The organism is Collinsella sp. AM28-11LB (assembly GCF_003469895.1).
In the GTDB taxonomy this organism is placed as follows: Bacteria; Actinomycetota; Coriobacteriia; order Coriobacteriales; family Coriobacteriaceae; genus Collinsella.
This window is the reverse complement of sequence record NZ_QSKJ01000003.1, coordinates 101,481-118,889: the sequence shown is the minus strand read 5'-3', so window position 1 is coordinate 118,889 and position 17,409 is coordinate 101,481. Positions and strand designations below refer to the sequence as shown.

The window sequence follows — 17,409 nt, the reverse complement described above, 5'->3', positions numbered from 1 at the left end:
CTCCCCTACAGAATAAATCGAAGGATGTCGGAACGAAGCATATAGACAAACAGCAATGCGAAGAGCGCGACGCCCACATAGCTCACGATCGTCTGGACCTTGAGCGGCAGCTCGCGGCCAGCAATCTTTTGAATGATCTCAATTAGCAGCTTGCCGCCGTCGAGCGGGGGGATGGGCAGCAAGTTCATAAAACCCAGCGAGAACGAAATGAGCGCGGCAAACGACAGGAACGTTACGGGGCCGGCAGCAGCCGCCTGCGAGGACATGACGCTGATGCCCACGATCGATGAGGACTGGTCGAGAATCTCCATCGTATGCTGCGGCTGGAGTAGGCGAATAACGCCATCCGCGGTCTGCACAACATAGGAGAATGACAGACGTGCCGAGGTGATGGGGTCCAAACGGACTACCTGCGTAGAGGCATAAACGCCCAGACGTTCATCCTCTTTGAGTGCGACCGAGGTCGAGCACTGCTTGCCATCGCGCTCATACTCAATAGCAATATCGTCCTTACCGGCGGCCTTACCGATGGCATCGTAGACGTCCATCCAAGTGGAACATGAGACACCGTCAACCGAAAGGATCGCATCACCGGACTCGATACCCGCCCTGGCGGCAATAGACCCCTCGTCAACCTGACCGATCACGTTAGTATCGATCGGCACGGTGACACCCGCAATGGAATAGATACTCATAAGGAGCAAAAAGCCCGTCAAAATATTGACAATAATGCCCGCGAGCAGCATAAAGGCACGCTTGAGAAAGCCTTGGCCAAGATAGGTGTGCGAACGTTCTTGCGCAAGGAACTCGGCCTCGCCGCACGGCAGCTCCCACACATCGCCCTCGGCAGTTGAATGTTCGCGATCGAAACGGCGACCGTCAAAGGTGGTATAGCCTGCCGTGTCTCGCGGCAGCGTCTGATACTTGGTGGGATAGTAGCTCGGCGAGGGCTTCTCCCCTTCCTCATACCAGGGTGCGATGGAGCCCCAGCCCAGCAATAGGGCGCATGCCTCGAGCACATCCTCCTCGGAAAGCTCGAGCTCGACAGCAAGGTCGGCCACGGTCACGCGACCGTGACGATAGATAGCCGCGAGCACGCGATCGGCGCACGAAACGTCGGTCGGGTCCATACCGCAGATGGCAGCGTAGCCACCCAGCAGCAGCGGGGTCACGCCAAACTTGGTTCCAATGCGACGCGACGTGTAATGGATGTCAAAGCGGCACGGCAGGCCCAAAAAGAACTCGGTCACACGGACGCCGCAGGCACGAGCCGCCAAAAAGTGGCCGCCCTCGTGCAAAAACACGAGGACGGAAAGCATCAGCAGGCCCCAAAAGACCGATGAGAGAACGCTCAGAACAGTATCCATAAAACGAAAAAGTAATCCTTATGGGTTAGAAACGGGTTGCGGCGAGCACCTGCGCAGCTTTTTCACGCGCCCACGCATCAATGTCGCGAAGCTGCTCAAACGCATCGACCGCCTGCATATCGTGGGCATCCATGCAGGATTCCACAATGCGATCGATATCGGTAAAGCTGCAGCCATCGTGCAGGAAGGCATCGACGGCGACCTCGTTGGCGGCATTGAGCACGCACGGCATGGTGCCACCCGTCTTGCCGGCACGCTCGGCCAGTGCCAGACAGCGGAAGGTATCCATGTCGGCAGCATCAAACGTGAGCTGCCCCAACTCGCGGAAATCGATACGAGGCGCCGGGGTATCCCAACGCTCGGGATACGAGAACGCGAACTGGATGGGAATACGCATGTCGGAAGCACCGAGATGCGCCATCACGGAGCCGTCGGCGAACTCGACCATAGAGTGAATCTTAGACTGACGCTGCACGACCACGTTAATGAAATCGAGGTCGCAGTTAAACAGATGCATGGCCTCAATGCGCTCCAGACCCTTGTTCATGAGGGTAGCGGAGTCAATGGTGATCTTGGCACCCATGGCCCACGTGGGATGTGCGAGGGCATCGGCACGCTTCACGCAATCGAGCTCGTCGCGCGTGCGGCCAAAGAACGGACCGCCCGAGCAGGTGAGCCAAATACAATGAGCCTCGCGCGGGTTCTCCCCCAGATAGCACTGGTAGATGGCGGAGTGCTCAGAGTCGACTGGAATAAGCTGGCCCGGTTGCGCCAACGGCATAAGCAAGTCGCCACCGACGACGAGGGACTCCTTGTTGGCAAGGGCAAGGCGCTTATTTGAGGTCAAGGCCGCATGGCTCGCCTCGAGACCGGCGGCACCAACAATAGCGACGAGCACGCAGTCGACATCGTCGCGACGCGCGAGCTCGCAAACCGCCTGCGCGCCAACGCCGAGCTTCGTTCCCTCGGGCAACTCCTGCAGCACGGCGTCATCGCCATGAGCGACATCGGCCACGGCAACCGCCGGAACCGAAAACTCGCGGGCAGCGGCAACGAGCTCCGAGGTGCTGGAATTAACGGACAGCGCCGTCACCTGTAGACGATCGGCATGCTGGCGGCACACATCGAGCGCCTGGGTGCCGATAGAGCCCGTACAACCCAGGATGGCAACACGGAGGCGTCCATCGGGGCCATACGTCGTCTGGAATGACATTACAGCACGCCTCCGATCATCAAAAGCAGCTGCGCGGTAATGCAGCCAAAGATAAGCGAGTCGCTACGGTCAAGCATACCGCCATGGCCCGGGATAAGATTGCCGGAATCCTTGACGCCCACGCCACGCTTGATGCGTGACTCGATGAGGTCGCCGATAACGCCCAGGACGGACACGACCACGCCGCACAGCAGCGCATAGGGCAGGCTGAGCTTGTAGAAGTGCGTCGCCCACAGGATGAGCCAAATCAAAACCGAGCCCAGGACGCCACCAACAAACCCCTCCCAGCTCTTTTTGGGAGAGATCTTGGGAACCATCTTGTGTTTGCCGATACGGCTACCCACGATGTAGGCAAACGAATCGGAGACCCAAAGGGACGCGCAAACGCCCACCGAAAGCAGAGCGCCGGCAAAACCGGGCACGGAATCGCGCAGCAGCACGATAGCCGACAGCATAAAGCCAGTGTAGATGGGACCCATGAGCGTCACGGCCACATCAGAGATGCGGGTACGCGGCGACCAGACATACCAAATGCCCACCGCGAGCATCAGGGCAAAAAGCAGGGCATTCAACAACATCGAATCGCCCAACGCCGACAGCGGAAAGAGCACGGCGGCAGCGATACCCATGCGCTCGTTCGCCATCTTGCCATCGAGCCTTGTCATACGGAAAAATTCATAGCAGCACAGACCGCTCATGACGGAAACAAAGATGGCCGTGGGCACGATACCCAAAACCAGGCACAGGATAAAGACGACGGCGTAGACGATACCGGCGGCGGCACGGGTAATAAAGCCCGCCAGCCACGAACCGGTGCCGCTCTTCACTGCAGGCGCTCCCGCAGCGGCAGCTTTGCACGCAGGCGTCTTGGGAGCAGATCCCTTGGGACGATCGGACACGATTAAGCCTCCTCGGTCTTGCTCAGTCCACCAAACCTACGGTCACGGCCCTGATAGGCCAAAATGGCGTCGACAAGGCCCCAGCGATCAAAGTCGGGCCAATAGGTATCGGTGACGTAGAACTCGGAATAAGCCACCTGCCACAGCAGATAGTTCGAAAGGCGCAGCTCACCAGAGGTGCGAATCACAAGCTCAGGATCGGGAAGACCGGCGGTATAGAGGTGGGAAGCAACCATGTCATCATCAATTGCGGCAGGATCGATCTTACCGGCGGCAGCGTCGAGCGCAATCTGACGGACAGCGCGGGTAATCTCGGCACGCGCGCCGTAGTTGACGGCAAGCGCCAGCGTCATACCGGTGTGATCGGCGCACTCGGCAAGACCGCGTTCAAAAACGTCGCGGGTCTTCTTGGGCAGCGCGGAAATGTCACCCAAAAAGACGACGCGCACGTTTTCGCGCTTCAGAAGCGGCAGCTCGTCGATAAACGTCTTGGCAAACAGGTGCATCAAGACGTTGACCTCATGCTGCGGGCGGTTCCAGTTTTCGGTAGAAAACGCATAGGCCGAAAGCACGTCGACGCCCAGACGCACGCAGGCGGTAATAATCTCGCGAAGGGAGACGATACCCGCCTTGTGGCCCTCGGTGCGTGCAAGACCGCGCGATGTGGCCCAACGACCGTTGCCGTCCATGATGCACGAGATATGGTGCGGAATGTTATTGAGGTCAAGGTCGGAAAAACCGACGCCCACAGGGGCGTCGGCAAAGTACTCGACCAGTTTATGCTCGTCGTATTGCACCTTAGATCTCCATGACCTCGGCTTCTTTTTCCTTCAGAAGCTCCTCGACCTTGGCGACATACTCATCGGTGTGCTTCTGGACCTTGGCCTGCTCGCGACGGACATCGTCCTCGGTGAGCTCCTCATCGCGCTCGAGCTTGTTGTTGAAGTCGCGACGGATGTTACGGATAGACACCTTGGCCTGCTCAGCGTACTCGCGGCACTCCTTGACGAGCTCGCGACGGCGCTCCTCGGTGGGAGCCGGGAACGGCAGACGAACGACGGTGCCATCGGAGTTGGGGGTAATACCCAGATCGGAAGCGCCGATGGCCTTGACGATAGCGTTGATGAGCGCCTTGTCCCACGGCTCGATGAGCAGCATGTGGGCCTCGGGGGTCTTTACAGCGGCAACCTGCGTGACCGGCGTGGGAACACCGTAATAATCGACGGTGATGTCGGACAGAATGTTAGCGTTGGCGCGACCGGTACGGACCTTGGAGAAGTTATGCTTGAGGGACTCGAGCGACTTGTCCATGTGGGCGGTGATGTTCTCTGCCATGCTTAATCCTCCTGATAGACGAGCGTGCCGACGGGCTCACCCGAAAGCGCGCGCTTGACGGTGTCCTCGCCATCGATGTTGAGGACCAAAAGCGGCATACGGTTATCCTGGCAAAGTGCCGTAGCCGTGGAATCCATGACCTGCAGACCGCGGACGAGAACCTCGTGATAGGTAATCTTGTCAAACCGGACGGCGTCGGCACACTTGACGGGATCCTTGTCGTAGATGCCGTCAACCTTGGTGGCTTTAATCAGAATCTCGGCGCCGATCTCGCACGCACGAAGAGCCGCGGCGGTGTCGGTCGTAAAGTACGGATTGCCCGAACCGGCGGCAAAAATAACGACGTTGCCCTTGGAAAGGTGATTGATGGCGCGACGGCGAATATAGGGCTCGCAGATCTCGTTCATCTGGATAGCGCTCATCACGCGGCAGGGAACATCGTTATGCTCGAAGGCATCCTGCAGGGCAAGCGCGTTCATAACGGTTGCCAGCATGCCCATGTAGTCGGCCTGAGCACGCTCCATGCCACCGGCAGCGCCGGCCATGCCGCGGAAAATATTGCCACCGCCGACAACGACGCCGACCTCATGACCAACGGCGAGCAGCTCCTTGACCTGCTTGGCAAGATGGTCGGTAACCTTGGGGTCAATGCCATATTGGCCGTCGCCCATCAGTGCTTCGCCGGAAAGCTTCAGAAGCACGCGTTTATATCGGATGTCGGACAAAGCGATCCTCCTTTAATTAGACTTTTAATATGATAACAAAGGCTTAACGGGGAGCCATGAAAAAGCAGGCTGTGAGTAAAACCCACAGCCTGCTCATTACCAGCTACAAGAGCTTATTTACTCGCCACGGACCAGACGGTCAAAGGCAACGACGGTAATGGTGTCGCCGAGCTCCTTGGAGACCTGCTCAGCGTACTTCTTGATGGTGAGGGAGCTGTCCTTGATGAACTCCTGCTCGGTGAGCACGGACTGCTTGTAGAACTTCTCCAGACGGCCGACAGCCATCTTCTCCTGAATGGCCTCGGGCTTGCCGGACTCGGCAGCCTGAGCCATGTAAATCTGCTTCTCGTGCTCGACGGTCTCGGCCGGAACCTGATCGCGGGTAGCGCAGATCGGGGCGACGGCGGCAACCTGAAGGGCAACGTCGTGAGCGAAGGTCTTGAAGGACTCAGCCTGAGCGGTCTCGGCCTTCTCGAAAGCGAACTCGACGAGGACGCCAATCTTACCACCCATGTGGATGTAAGAAGCGAGCGCGCCGTTCTCGGCCTTGCGGGCGGCGAAACGGGAGATCTTCATGTTCTCGCCCATGATGTGAATCATCTCGGTGAGCTCGGAGGAAACGGTCTCCTCGCCCATCGGCTTCTCGAGCAGAGCGTCGACGTCAGCAGGCTCGGTGGTAGCGACAACCTCAGCGACCTTGGAAGCAAAGCCGGTGAACTTGGCGTTGGAGCCAACGAAGTCGGTCTCGCAGGAGAGCTCGAGCAGAGCGCCGGTCTTGCCATCCTCGGAGACGAACGCGGCGACAGCGCCCTCGTTGGTCTCACGGCCAGCCTTCTTGGCGGCCTTGGCAAGGCCGTTCTTACGCAGAACGTCGACAGCGGCGTCCATGTCGCCGTCAGCCTCGACGAGAGCCTTCTTGCACTCCATCATCGGGGAGTCGGTCATCTCGCGGAGCTGCTTGACCATAGCGGCGGTAATCTGGGCCATTGTGGTTCCTTTCAAAGAGATGAAAAAGAATTAACTAAGACTGATTTACTCGGCCTTGGGTTCAGCGGCCATCTCGGCCTCGGAGACCTGCTCCTTGCCGGAGCCAGCGAGGCAGGCGTCAGCCATGAGCTCGCACATAAGGGTGACAGCGGAGATAGCGTCATCGTTGCAGGGGATGCCGTACTCGACCTCGTCGGGATCGGAGTTGGTGTCGATCAGAGCGACGACGGGGATGTTCAGGCGCTGGGCCTCCTTGATGGCGTTCTCCTCGCGCTTGGTGTCGATGACGAAGAGAGCCTGGGGCAGACCCTTCATGTCGCGGGCGCCACCGAGGTTGGTCTGGAGCTTGGTGAGCTCCTTGCCGAGCACAGCCTGCTCCTTCTTGGGGAGCACTGCCATGCGGCCGTCATCGACCATGGCCTCGAGCTCCTCCATGCGGTTGATGCGGGAGCGGATGGTGACGAAGTTGGTCAGCATGCCGCCGAGCCAACGCTGGTTGATGTAGGGCATGTTGGCGCGCTCAGCAGCGTTCTTGACGGCCTCCTGAGCCTGCTTCTTGGTGCCGACGAACAGCACGTTGCCACCCTTGGCGACGTTCTTGACGAAGGTGTAGGCCTGGTCCGCGTCGAGGATGGTCTGCTTGAGGTCGAGGATGTAGATGCCGTTGCGCTCACCGAAGATGAACGGCTTCATCTTGGGGTTCCAGCGACGGGTCTGGTGACCGAAGTGGCAGCCGGCCTCGAGCAGGGTGCGGATATTAATCTTGGTAGCCATGTTAAACCTCCTGTGGTTTGCCTCCGCGCGGGGTCATCCTCCAAAACCAACCCGGACATGTGCTACCAAAGCCCGGGCACCACGGTATGAAGTAGCCGCGCGTGTGTGATAAAAACCTGTTGCCGTGAAGCAACCCGATGAATGATAGCAGGAATGCATCTTCCTGCCAACCCGCAATCAAAACCACACACCTGAGTGCGGCGCAGGACGTCCCAGCCACTATTCGCCGCGGGGATGGGCTTGAGCCACGGCCCGCTTAAGCCGATCGGGCGTGAGATGCGTGTAGATCTGCGTCGTGGACAGGCTCGCATGACCCAGCAGCTCTTGAACCGAGCGCAGGTCCGCACCGCCCTCGAGCAAGTCGGTCGCAAAGGTATGGCGCATCGCATGCGGGGCGATGTCGGCCGGAATGCCGGCGAGCGTCGCCAGCGTATGGAACCGCCGCCTGAGCATGGCGGCGCTCATGCGATTGCCGCGCGCCGATATAAGCAGCGGATGCACGCCGTTTGCGCCGTCGCTTCGCCTTGCCTGCGCAAGGAGCTCCGGCCTCCCCTCCTCTATATAGAGACGGGCCGCCTCGAGAGCACGCCGATAGAGCGGCACAATACGCTCCTTGCTCCCCTTACCCCAAAGTCGCAACGTTCGCTCGGACCAAGCGATGGACTCCACATTGAGCGCCGCGAGTTCAGAGATGCGGGCGCCGGAGGCATAGAGCAGCTCGAGCATCGCCGCATCGCGCAATCCCGCGGGAGTTGAGGTATCGGGGGCTTTGAGGAGCGCCTCCACCTGTTGGTTCGTCAGCACACCGGGCAGATCACGCGGGAGCTTGGGCGAGGATATCGCCGAGACCGCATCGCCCTCAACGATCCCCTCGGCAGCCATCCATCGATTAAGTGAGCGAATGGCAGACAAGTGCGCCGCAAGGGTCCGAGCCGCCACCTGGTCACGCGACAGCTCGGCCAAATAGGAGCGAACCGTCCGTACGTCGGCGGCACGCGCATCGACGCCTTCGCGCTCGCACCATGAAGCGAAACGCTCCAGCCGCGAAGCGTAGGCGGTCACCGTGTTGGGAGCGAGCCCTTCGACGCGAGCAATATAGGCGATGAACGAGTCGATGGTGTCGTACAGGTCAAAGGCTATGACCGGTCGCCTCCAAACAGATCGGGGCGAGTGGCCAGATAGGCATCAAGAGCTTCGAGCGCACGGTCCGCATAGGCCTGGTAGCGGTCGCGCTTACTGCGGCGCTTGCCGTCCTCGAGCGGTGGCACGAGGCCAAAGTTGACGTGCATGGGCTGATAGCCCACGGTGGCAGGATCGGTCGCATAGCCCACGAGCGCACCCAGGGCGCCCACGCGCGGCAGCTCAACAGGCTCCGCCTCGATTGCCTCGGCATAGGTGTTGAGCGCGGCGAGCAGACCGGTCGCCACGGCCTCCATATAGCCTTCGGTGCCGGTGATCTGGCCGGCAAGGCGCACGCTCGTACCGGGCACGGCAAAGGTGCCATCGAGCACGTGCGGGGCGTCGACAAAGGTATTGCGGTGCATGACACCGTAGCGGAAGAACTCGGCGTTCTCCAGGCCCGGCACCATATGGAAGACGCGCTTCTGCTCGCCAAAGGTCAGGTTGGTCTGGAAGCCCACCAGGTTATAGGCAGTCTTCTCCTTGTTCTCGGCACGCAGCTGAATCGCTGCCCAGGGGCGACGTCCGGTACGCGGGTCGGTGAGGCCGACGGGCTTCATGGCGCCAAAGCGAATGGCGTCCTTGCCGGTGCGCGCAACCTCCTCGGCAGGCTGGCATGCCTGGAACAGATCGCCGCCCTCAAAGTCCTTGAGCACCACGCGGTCGGCCGTGGTGAGCGCCTCGATAAAGGCCTCGTACTCTTCCTTGTTGAGCGGGGCATTGAGGTAGTCGCCACTCCCCTGTTCCTCGTAGCGCGACTGCGAGAACAGCACGTCCATATCAAGCGTGGAGGCATCGACGATCGGTGCCGCGGCATCGAAGAACGCAAGGGCGTCGCCACCGACGAGCTTCATGACCTCTTCGCTCAGCGCCGGCGAGCACAAGGGGCCGGCGGCAATGACCACATGGCCCTCGGGAATCTCCGTGACCTCGCCGTGAATGATCTCGATATTAGGACGGGCGGCAACCTCGGCCTCGACAAGCTCGGAAAACTTGACACGGTCGACCGCCAGGGCACCACCGGCGGGAACAGCCGCGCGACGGGCGCAATCGAGCAGGACCGAGCCCATGCGCTCAAGCTCGGCCTTCAGCAAACCAGCCGCAGAGTCCGGACGGGTCGACTTAAACGAATTGGAGCAGACGAGCTCTGCCAGGTGATCGGTATGGTGGGCCGGGGAGCTCACCTGGGGGCGCATCTCGCACAGCTTTACGGCGAACCCGCGGTCTGCCAGCTGGATCGCGCATTCCGAACCCGCCAAACCGCCACCGATAACCGTCACCTGATCGAACCGCATCTGCAAACACCTTTCTAATTGACACGTTTTCCATTGTGACCGAAGGGGGTCTGGGCGTGAAGGGCAAACTTGGAGGGCGCATACCTTCCATCCATCATGCGCTCGATAAGACCCTCGAGCTCAAGCGAACCCAGGAGTTTGAGTACGCCGACGGCATCGAGCGAGACGAGCGCCGCGATGTCATCGACCTTGAGCGGAGAGGCGATGAGCGCATGCATCACGGTCTGCTGTGTTGGATCCAAGTCGGCAATACCGGGAGCATCGGGGCGCGAGTAGCGCAGGGTGCCGTAGATGCGTGAAATAGCCATCTCGATAGATTCCTCGTCGATGATGCAGCAGGCACCGTTCGCAATGAGGTAATTCGTGCCACGCGACTCGGGCGATAAGATCGACCCCGGCACGGCAAGAAGTTCGCGCCCCAAATCCATAGCAGCCTCGGCTGTAGAAAACGTCCCGGAAGGCATACCCGCCTCGGATACAAAGAGGGCTTGCGACAGGGCCGCGATCACGCGATTGCGGCGCGGAAAGGCAAACTTGCGCGGACCCATGCCCCACGGAGAGATCGACACGATCGCGCCACCCGTATCAAGCGTGCGAGTAATAAGCCCCGCGCTCGAACGCGGGTAAACCACGTCGGCGCCCGTCCCCAGCACCACGACGTGTTTGCCGCCGGCGTTGACCGCAGCCCAACCCGAGGCCTGGTCACAACCGACCGCGCCGCCCGAAACAACCGTCACTCCCGCCTCGACCGCCACCTTTGCCGCAAGCTCTGCCACGGCAAGACCATACGGAGAAGCCTTGCGCGCGCCGATAATGGAGAGCGCAGGCGTCGAAAGCACCTCGGGATTGCCGCGCACAAAGAGCGTCTGGGGTACATCAGAAAGCTCCAAAACGGTCTCGGGATACAACGCGTCACCTGGATGCAGCTCGAAGGTCCCCTCAGCCATCATTGGTCCCTCCTTCCCTGGTACATCGCCGCCTCGAGCACGTGATCCTGCGTCACCTGCTCGCTCTCGGCGACGTCGGCGATGGTACGCGCGATACGCACCAGGCGCACGATGCCGCGGCCCGTGAGATGCGTGCGCTTTGACAGGCCGAGCACACACTTCTCCGCCGCATCATCGAGCTCAAAGGTCGAAACGACGCCGTCAATGGACCGCGTCTCATCATCCTCGGCCTCGGCGTCCGCATCGTCCATACGGGATTCGCGCCAAGCGCGAAAAGCACGACCGCGCAAAACGTAGTCACGCAACTCGGCCGACGACATACCCTCCGCACCCTCGATAATCACTTGGGGGTCGGGACGGGTCACATCGATCATCATGTCGATACGGTCGGCCAAAGGACCGCGCAGCTTTGCCCGATAGCGCTCCACCATCGATGCCGAGCAGCGGCATGGCACCTCGCGATCGCCCAAAAAGCCGCAGGGGCAGGGATTGCTCGCGGCCAGCAGCTGAAAGCGCGACGGGAAGGTAAAGGCCCCGTCGACGCGTACGATCCTCACATAGCCGCGTTCGATGGGCTGACGCAGCGTCTGCAGCACACCCGTGGGAAACTCGGCAAGCTCGTCCAAAAAGAGCACCCCGCCATGAGCCAGGCTGATCTCACCCGGATGCACCGGGCGTCCCCCGCCGATAAGGCCTGCGGTCGAAATACTGTGGTGGGGACTGCGGAAGGGCCGGTGCCCCGCCAACAAGCCATCAATGTTCTCACCCAAAACCGAATGGATGCACAGCGCCTCCTGTTGATCCTCAATGGAAAGCTCGGGCAGGATGCCGGTCATACGGCGCGCAAGCATCGTCTTGCCCGATCCCGGGGACCCAATCATGAGCAGTCCGAGTTCTCCTGCCGCCGCAAGCGCCATGCCGCGTTTAGCGACTTCCTGCCCCAGTACGTCGGCATAGTCGAGCTCGGGCTCAAAGGTCGCCTCGAGCACTTCAGAATCCAAGTAGTGCCGCGCGGCATCGCCCATACCATGAGCAAGCTGAGACAAATGATCGATGAATCCGCACTCCACGCCTGCAAGCGGCACATGCTGATCGGACCTGCCGGCGATAAAGGACAGCCCCATATCACGCGCCAATAGCTGAAACGCCACCTCGCCCTTGACAGGAAGCACCGTACCGTCCAAGCCAAGCTCACCTGCGATAAGACAACGATCGAGGTTGTCGCGGGGAATCTGACCATCGGCCGCCAATACCGCAATGGCGATGGGCAAATCAAAGCCGCTACCGGTCTTGCGAATATCGCCGGGCGCCAGATTGACCGTAATGCCCGAGCGCGGAATCTCGAACCCGGCGGAGCGCATCGCGCAGCGAATACGACCGCGTGACTCCATCACCTCCATACTCGGAATGCCGAGCATCTGAATGCCCGGAACGCCGCCGGCAAGCGAGACCTCGACCGTGACGTGAATCGCCTCGACGCCGCGGATGCAGGCCGCGTGTACGGCAAACGTCTCGAACGCCATCACGACACCTGCCAATCGAACGCATTGTACTGATGCTCGATCTCGGCGATATGCCCGCCGCGGATGGTGACGCCCACGGCATCGAAGCGAATCGCCTTGAGCGGATAATGCTCCATGAGATAGCAACTTGCGATGCGGCGATAGCGGCGTTGCTTTTGGGCGTCCACTGCCTCCTCGGGAAAGACCCGCGTGTTGCAATCCAGTGCAACGCGTCTGGTCTTGACCTCGGCCATCACCACGACATCGTCGAGCTCATCGAGCAGCACCAGATCGGCCTCACCCTCGGTGCAACGATAACCCTGCTCCAGCAAGGTGTAGCCGCGCTCGTTAAAGTAGTCGATGGTGATCAGCTCGCCCAGCATGCCCAGCTCGCGGGGGCTGAGTCCCTTGATAAGCTCGGGCGTCATCGCCCCGCAATCGAGCTCGCCGTTTTCCCAACGCTCCTTGAGCTGCTGCGTCTTGCTCTTTTTGCTTGCGGCACTCATGGGGTCTCCTTTCCCGCACACTGCATTGCCCCGATGATGAGGGCACCTTTCATGCGGGTAAGTACCGGATGCAAACCAAAAGCTGACCAAATACCGACAAAAAATGGGCCGTACGCAACAATCACGTTGAACACGGCCCGCTACCAGCAGGTTTATAAAACGCTAGGGGTCCCTTTCTCCACAATTGATCTAGAAAAGGCGCTCAGTCTGCAAAAAGTTTCCGCAAAAGCTCACGCGGTGCAGTGGACAAAGTCCATGTTTGCGAATGGCCTCGATATGCTCGGGGCTTGCATAGCCCTTCGACTCTGCCAGATGGTACTCGGGGTACTCGGCGTCGTACTCGACCATCATCTCGTCACGCGTGACCTTGGCCATGATGGACGCCGCAGCGATGCAGGCGATTTTGGCATCGCCCTTCACCACATCGCGCTCGTTAGGAACGGCGCCCAAGGGGTTACCATCCATGAGGACGCAGTCGGGCTCGAGCCCCGTATCGGCCACAGCGCCCGCGACGGCAGCGCGGATGGCGCGGGCCATGCCCATATCATCGATATCCTTCGGCGCGATATGGCAAAAACCGATCGCCGTCGCCACCTCGGCAATCTTCACCGAGAGCAGCTCGCGGCGCGCCGGCGTGAGCTTTTTGGAATCGTTGATACCCCAGACGCGCGGCTCCATAGGAAGACAGACGGCGCACACCGTCAGAGGACCGGCCACCGATCCGCGACCCACCTCATCGACACCAACGACCACCCCATCGCCGCCAAGCTCATGCATAAGCTCGTACATGTCATTGACGCGCTCACGCTCGGCAAGCTCTTTGGCATGGCGTTTGAGGGCGCGTTCACAAGCCTTGATCACCTGCTGGCGCGGGTCCTCGCGATAATGCTCCACGAGGGCGGGAATCTCCTCAAACGTAGCGCTCGCCAGCTCACCGGCAACCTGCGATGCCGAAACCGAGCTCGTCATGTTGGCCATACCAGGCCCTCCTTGCATGCAAATCAGATAAAAAGAAGGGCCACCCGAAGGTGACCCTTGTGTCCAAACGAGTGGACAGACGCTGTGATCTTCTTAGCGCTTCTCGGGGATGCGAGCAGCCTTGCCCACCTTGTCGCGGAGGTAGTACAGCTTGGCGCGACGGACGCGACCATGACGAACGACCTCGAGCTTGGCGATCTTGGGGCTGTGAAGCGGGAAGGTACGCTCAACACCGACACCGAAGGACATCTTGCGGACGGTGAAGGTCTCGCGGGCACCGGCGCCGGCCATACGGATGACGTCGCCCTGGAAGACCTGGATGCGCTCGCGGTCGCCTTCCTTAATGCGGTAGTGAACCTTGACGTTGTCGGCGACGCGAACCTGAGGAATGTCCTCGCGGATCTGCTGACGCTCGATTGCGCGGATGTAATCCATGTGCAATTCCTTACTCTTCTAGAGGTGCCGTACCACCTTGGCCGGCACGTAGTTGAACAAACGTATTCGAGTATACACGCGCGGGTTTCTGCTGCAAGAACAATTTTTTACGCAGACAAAAAGACAAAACCCGCACATGATAACCGCCCGCCTCACGAATGAGACGGGCGGCATGAAGGGGGGGCTACACTAGGCGTCTACACCCAAAACGTTAGGCGGAACGCTTGGCCTCGAGCTTGGCCTGAGCGGCGGCCAGGCGCGCCAGGGGCACGCGGTAAGGCGAGCAGGACACATAGTCCACATCGGCCACGTTGAACAGGCCCTTGATAGACTTAGGGTCGCCGCCGTGCTCACCGCACACGCCAAAGTGCATGCCGGGGTTGGTGGCGCGGCCCTTCTCGACAGCCATGCGCACCAGCTCCAGCACCGCCGTGTCGATGGTCTCGAAGGGGTTATCCTTCAAGATCTTCTTGTGCATGTACAGCGGGATGAACTTGGCCTCGGCGTCGTCGCGCGAGAAACCAAAGGTCGTCTGGGTGAGGTCATTGGTGCCAAAGCAGAAGAAGTCGGCGTGCTGGGCGATCTCGTCGGCGACCATGCAGGCGCGCGGCAGCTCGAGCATCGTGCCCACGGGAATGTTGAGCTCGACGCCCTCCTCGGAGGATACCTCGGCGATGACACGCTCGATGACCTCGCGGGTCTGGACATGTTCGGCCGTGATGGAGACGAGCGGAACCATGATCTCGGGGCGTGGGTCGACGCCTTCCTTGATAAGGCGGGCGGCAGCCGTGGCCACAGCGCGGACCTGCATGAGCGGCAGATTGCCAAAGACAACGGACAGGCGCACGCCGCGTAGGCCGAGCATGGGGTTCGACTCGACCATGCCGTCGATACGACGCAGGCGGGTGCGCAGGACGGCAAGCTCTTCCTCGCTGGCGCCAGCGGCCTCCTTCTTGGTGATGGCGACCTCGAGCTCGCGAGGATTATCCAGGAACTCATGAAGCGGCGGATCGAGCAGGCGGACGACCACATCGCGACCAGACATGGTCTTGAACATCGCCAGGAAGTCCTCGGTCTGGACCTTAAGCAGGTCGGACAGGGCCTGCTGCTTCACGGCCTCAACGTCAGACAGGATAAAGCTCTGGATGATGTTCTTACGGTCGCCCAGGAACATGTGCTCGGTGCGGCACAGGCCTATGGCCTCGGCACCAAACTCGAGCGCGAGCGCGGCATCCTCGGGGTTGTCGGCGTTGACGCGCACGTGGTTGGCGTGACCGTCGGTCTCGTCCAGGCGGATCTCGTCGGCCCAAGACAGGATGGTGTCCAGATCGCCGGTGAGCTCAGCGGAGACCAAATCGACAGCGCCATCGACGACGATGCCCTGAGTGCCGTCGATGGAGATGATATCGCCCTCATGCAGCACGCGGTCGCTGCCCTCGATGCGCACGACCTTCTCGGCCGCGTCGATATGGAAGCGCTCGACACCGCAGACGCAGGGGGTACCCATGCCACGGGCGATAACGGCGGCGTGGCTCGTCTTGCCACCATGGCTCGTCAAGATGCCCTCGGCGGCGACCATACCCTTCAGGTCATCGGGGTTGGTCTCCCAGCGGACCAAAATGACCTTATGGCCCTCGGCAGAACGCGCGACGGCGTCATCGCTCGAGAACACGACCTCACCCACGGCGGCACCGGGGCTGGCGTTAAGGCCGTGTGCGAGCGCCTCGTACTTCTTAGAGGAGTCGAACTGCGGGTGAAGGAGCTGGTCGAGCTGCGCGGGGTCGATGCGGCTCACGGCCTCCTCACGGGTGATGAGGCCTTCCTCGACCATCTCGATAGCGATGCGCAGAGCGGCGGTGGCGGTACGCTTGCCCACGCGGGTTTGGAGCATCCAGAGCTTGCCCTGCTCGATGGTAAACTCAATGTCGCACATGTCACGGTAGTGATCCTCAAGCGTCAGGAAGACACACTCAAGCTCCTCACCTGCGGACTCGAGGCCCGGGGTGGTCTTGAGGTCGGCAATGGGCTCGGTGTTGCGGATGCCGGCGACGACGTCCTCGCCCTGGGCGTTGACCAGAAAGTCACCGTAGAACTCCTTGGTGCCGTCGGCCGGGTTGCGCGTAAAGGCGACACCGGTCGCCGAGGTCTCGCCCTTATTGCCAAATGCCATAGCCTGAACGTTGACGGCGGTGCCAAGGTCGTAGGAAATGCCGTGCTGCTTGCGGTAGATGCAGGCGCGCTCGTTCATCCAGCTGCCGAAGACGGCCTGGATAGCAAGGCGCAGCTGGAGCTCCGGATCGTGCGGGAAGACGGGCTTGCCGTCGGCGACCTCGAGCTCGGGATACAGGGCGGCCTCGACGTTGTCGGAGAAGATGCCCTTGAACGTCTCGACGAGCTCCTGCAAATCCTCGGCCGAAAGCTCGGAGTCGACGCGAACGCCGGCGACCAGGCGGGCCTGGGTCAGGGCATTCTCGAACAAGTCGGCATCGACACCCATGACGACGTTGGAGAACATCTGGATAAAGCGACGATAGCTGTCCCAGGCAAAACGCGGGTTTTGCGTCTGGGCGATGAGACCCTGAACGGAATCGTCGTTGAGGCCCAGATTGAGGACCGTATCCATCATGCCGGGCATGGAGAACGGAGCGCCCGAGCGCACCGAGACGAGCAGCGGGTCACGGGCGTCACCGAGCTTCTTGCCGCAGCGGTCCTCGAGGTCTGCCTCGGCGGCAACGATCTCATCGAGTGCGCCTTCGGGCCAGACGTTGCCGGCACCGGAGTACTCGACGCAAGTCTGGCAGGTAATGGTAAAGCCACCGGGAACCGGCAGACCGATGCGGCTCATCTCGGCAAGGTTTGCGCCCTTGCCGCCAAGCACGAAGTTCATGGACTTGTCGCCCTCAGTGACACAGGTGCCCTGGGCGTCGGTTCCAAAACGGTAAACCCTCTTGCAATCGCTCACGATACTTCCCCTTCCATGCGCTCTCGCGCACGACCGTGGTAACGAATCGACCCGCCGGATGCGGGCCGTGAGGGAACTATACGGCGGGTTTTGAGCGGGCTTGAGCAGAGGATGCGCGGTTTGGTAAACGTGCTAAAACTGGCGGTAAACGGTAGGTAAAGGTGGTTACCTTATGAAGATACCAATGCAAGTAACTTGCAGGTCAAAAGCGGTAATAACTGCTAAATCGCTTTACCATAATCATGCATTATTTTGAGGTAGTCTCTTTGGGTGGCTAATTTGGGACGGGGCTATTTTAGCTACCC

General features: G+C 60.6%; 16 protein-coding genes. All 16 read right to left on the bottom strand.

Features of this window, described 5'->3' with window-relative positions; translation table 11 throughout:
• Positions 1–5: 5 nt before the first annotated feature.
• Complete coding sequence (locus DW732_RS03370; RefSeq protein WP_118098754.1) at positions 6–1,367, bottom strand: RIP metalloprotease; 1,362 nt, start codon at positions 1,365–1,367, stop codon at positions 6–8.
• A gap of 25 nt (positions 1,368–1,392) precedes the next feature.
• Positions 1,393–2,580 (bottom strand): 1-deoxy-D-xylulose-5-phosphate reductoisomerase, encoded by a 1,188-nt coding sequence (dxr, locus tag DW732_RS03365; protein ID WP_118098752.1) that lies wholly within the window; start codon positions 2,578–2,580, stop codon positions 1,393–1,395.
• Positions 2,580–3,479, bottom strand: a complete 900-nt coding sequence (locus DW732_RS03360) for a phosphatidate cytidylyltransferase (RefSeq protein WP_233539347.1) — start codon at positions 3,477–3,479, stop codon at positions 2,580–2,582. Before DW732_RS03360 ends, dxr begins: the two co-directional genes overlap by 1 nt.
• A gap of 2 nt (positions 3,480–3,481) precedes the next feature.
• Positions 3,482–4,276: an isoprenyl transferase gene (locus tag DW732_RS03355; RefSeq protein WP_117803152.1), complete on the bottom strand. Its 795-nt coding sequence runs from the start codon at positions 4,274–4,276 to the stop codon at positions 3,482–3,484.
• A gap of 1 nt (position 4,277) precedes the next feature.
• Positions 4,278–4,814, bottom strand: coding sequence for a ribosome recycling factor (gene frr / locus DW732_RS03350; RefSeq protein ID WP_006236112.1), 537 nt, complete (start codon positions 4,812–4,814; stop codon positions 4,278–4,280).
• 2 nt (positions 4,815–4,816) lie between these two features.
• Positions 4,817–5,539: a UMP kinase gene (gene pyrH, locus DW732_RS03345; RefSeq protein ID WP_117742728.1), complete on the bottom strand. Its 723-nt coding sequence runs from the start codon at positions 5,537–5,539 to the stop codon at positions 4,817–4,819.
• A gap of 117 nt (positions 5,540–5,656) precedes the next feature.
• Positions 5,657–6,526, bottom strand: a complete 870-nt coding sequence (gene tsf / locus DW732_RS03340) for a translation elongation factor Ts (protein WP_022094736.1) — start codon at positions 6,524–6,526, stop codon at positions 5,657–5,659.
• A gap of 45 nt (positions 6,527–6,571) precedes the next feature.
• Positions 6,572–7,300, bottom strand: a complete 729-nt coding sequence (gene rpsB, locus DW732_RS03335) for a 30S ribosomal protein S2 (protein WP_117735161.1) — start codon at positions 7,298–7,300, stop codon at positions 6,572–6,574.
• Between the two features lie 219 nt (positions 7,301–7,519).
• On the bottom strand, positions 7,520–8,416 hold the full coding sequence (locus DW732_RS03330) for a tyrosine recombinase (RefSeq protein ID WP_118098750.1): 897 nt from the start codon (positions 8,414–8,416) through the stop codon (positions 7,520–7,522).
• A gap of 20 nt (positions 8,417–8,436) precedes the next feature.
• Complete coding sequence (gene trmFO / locus DW732_RS03325) at positions 8,437–9,774, bottom strand: methylenetetrahydrofolate--tRNA-(uracil(54)-C(5))-methyltransferase (FADH(2)-oxidizing) TrmFO (RefSeq protein WP_118098748.1); 1,338 nt, start codon at positions 9,772–9,774, stop codon at positions 8,437–8,439.
• A gap of 14 nt (positions 9,775–9,788) precedes the next feature.
• The gene (locus DW732_RS03320) at positions 9,789–10,721 is read right to left on the bottom strand and encodes a DNA-processing protein DprA (RefSeq protein ID WP_117742785.1); all 933 of its coding nucleotides are present in this window, start codon (positions 10,719–10,721) and stop codon (positions 9,789–9,791) included.
• Positions 10,721–12,244: a YifB family Mg chelatase-like AAA ATPase gene (locus DW732_RS03315; protein WP_118098746.1), complete on the bottom strand. Its 1,524-nt coding sequence runs from the start codon at positions 12,242–12,244 to the stop codon at positions 10,721–10,723. Before DW732_RS03315 ends, DW732_RS03320 begins: the two co-directional genes overlap by 1 nt.
• Positions 12,244–12,729, bottom strand: a complete 486-nt coding sequence (locus DW732_RS03310; protein WP_117794427.1) for a YraN family protein — start codon at positions 12,727–12,729, stop codon at positions 12,244–12,246. Before DW732_RS03310 ends, DW732_RS03315 begins: the two co-directional genes overlap by 1 nt.
• Positions 12,730–12,918: 189 nt before the next feature.
• Positions 12,919–13,707 carry a ribonuclease HII gene (locus tag DW732_RS03305; RefSeq protein WP_117742722.1) on the bottom strand — a complete coding sequence of 263 codons (789 nt, stop codon included), beginning with the start codon at positions 13,705–13,707 and terminating at the stop codon, positions 12,919–12,921.
• A gap of 93 nt (positions 13,708–13,800) precedes the next feature.
• Complete coding sequence (gene rplS, locus DW732_RS03300) at positions 13,801–14,142, bottom strand: 50S ribosomal protein L19 (protein ID WP_006236098.1); 342 nt, start codon at positions 14,140–14,142, stop codon at positions 13,801–13,803.
• 211 nt (positions 14,143–14,353) lie between these two features.
• Positions 14,354–17,104: a pyruvate, phosphate dikinase gene (gene ppdK, locus DW732_RS03295; RefSeq protein WP_118098744.1), complete on the bottom strand. Its 2,751-nt coding sequence runs from the start codon at positions 17,102–17,104 to the stop codon at positions 14,354–14,356.
• Positions 17,105–17,409: the final 305 nt, after the last annotated feature.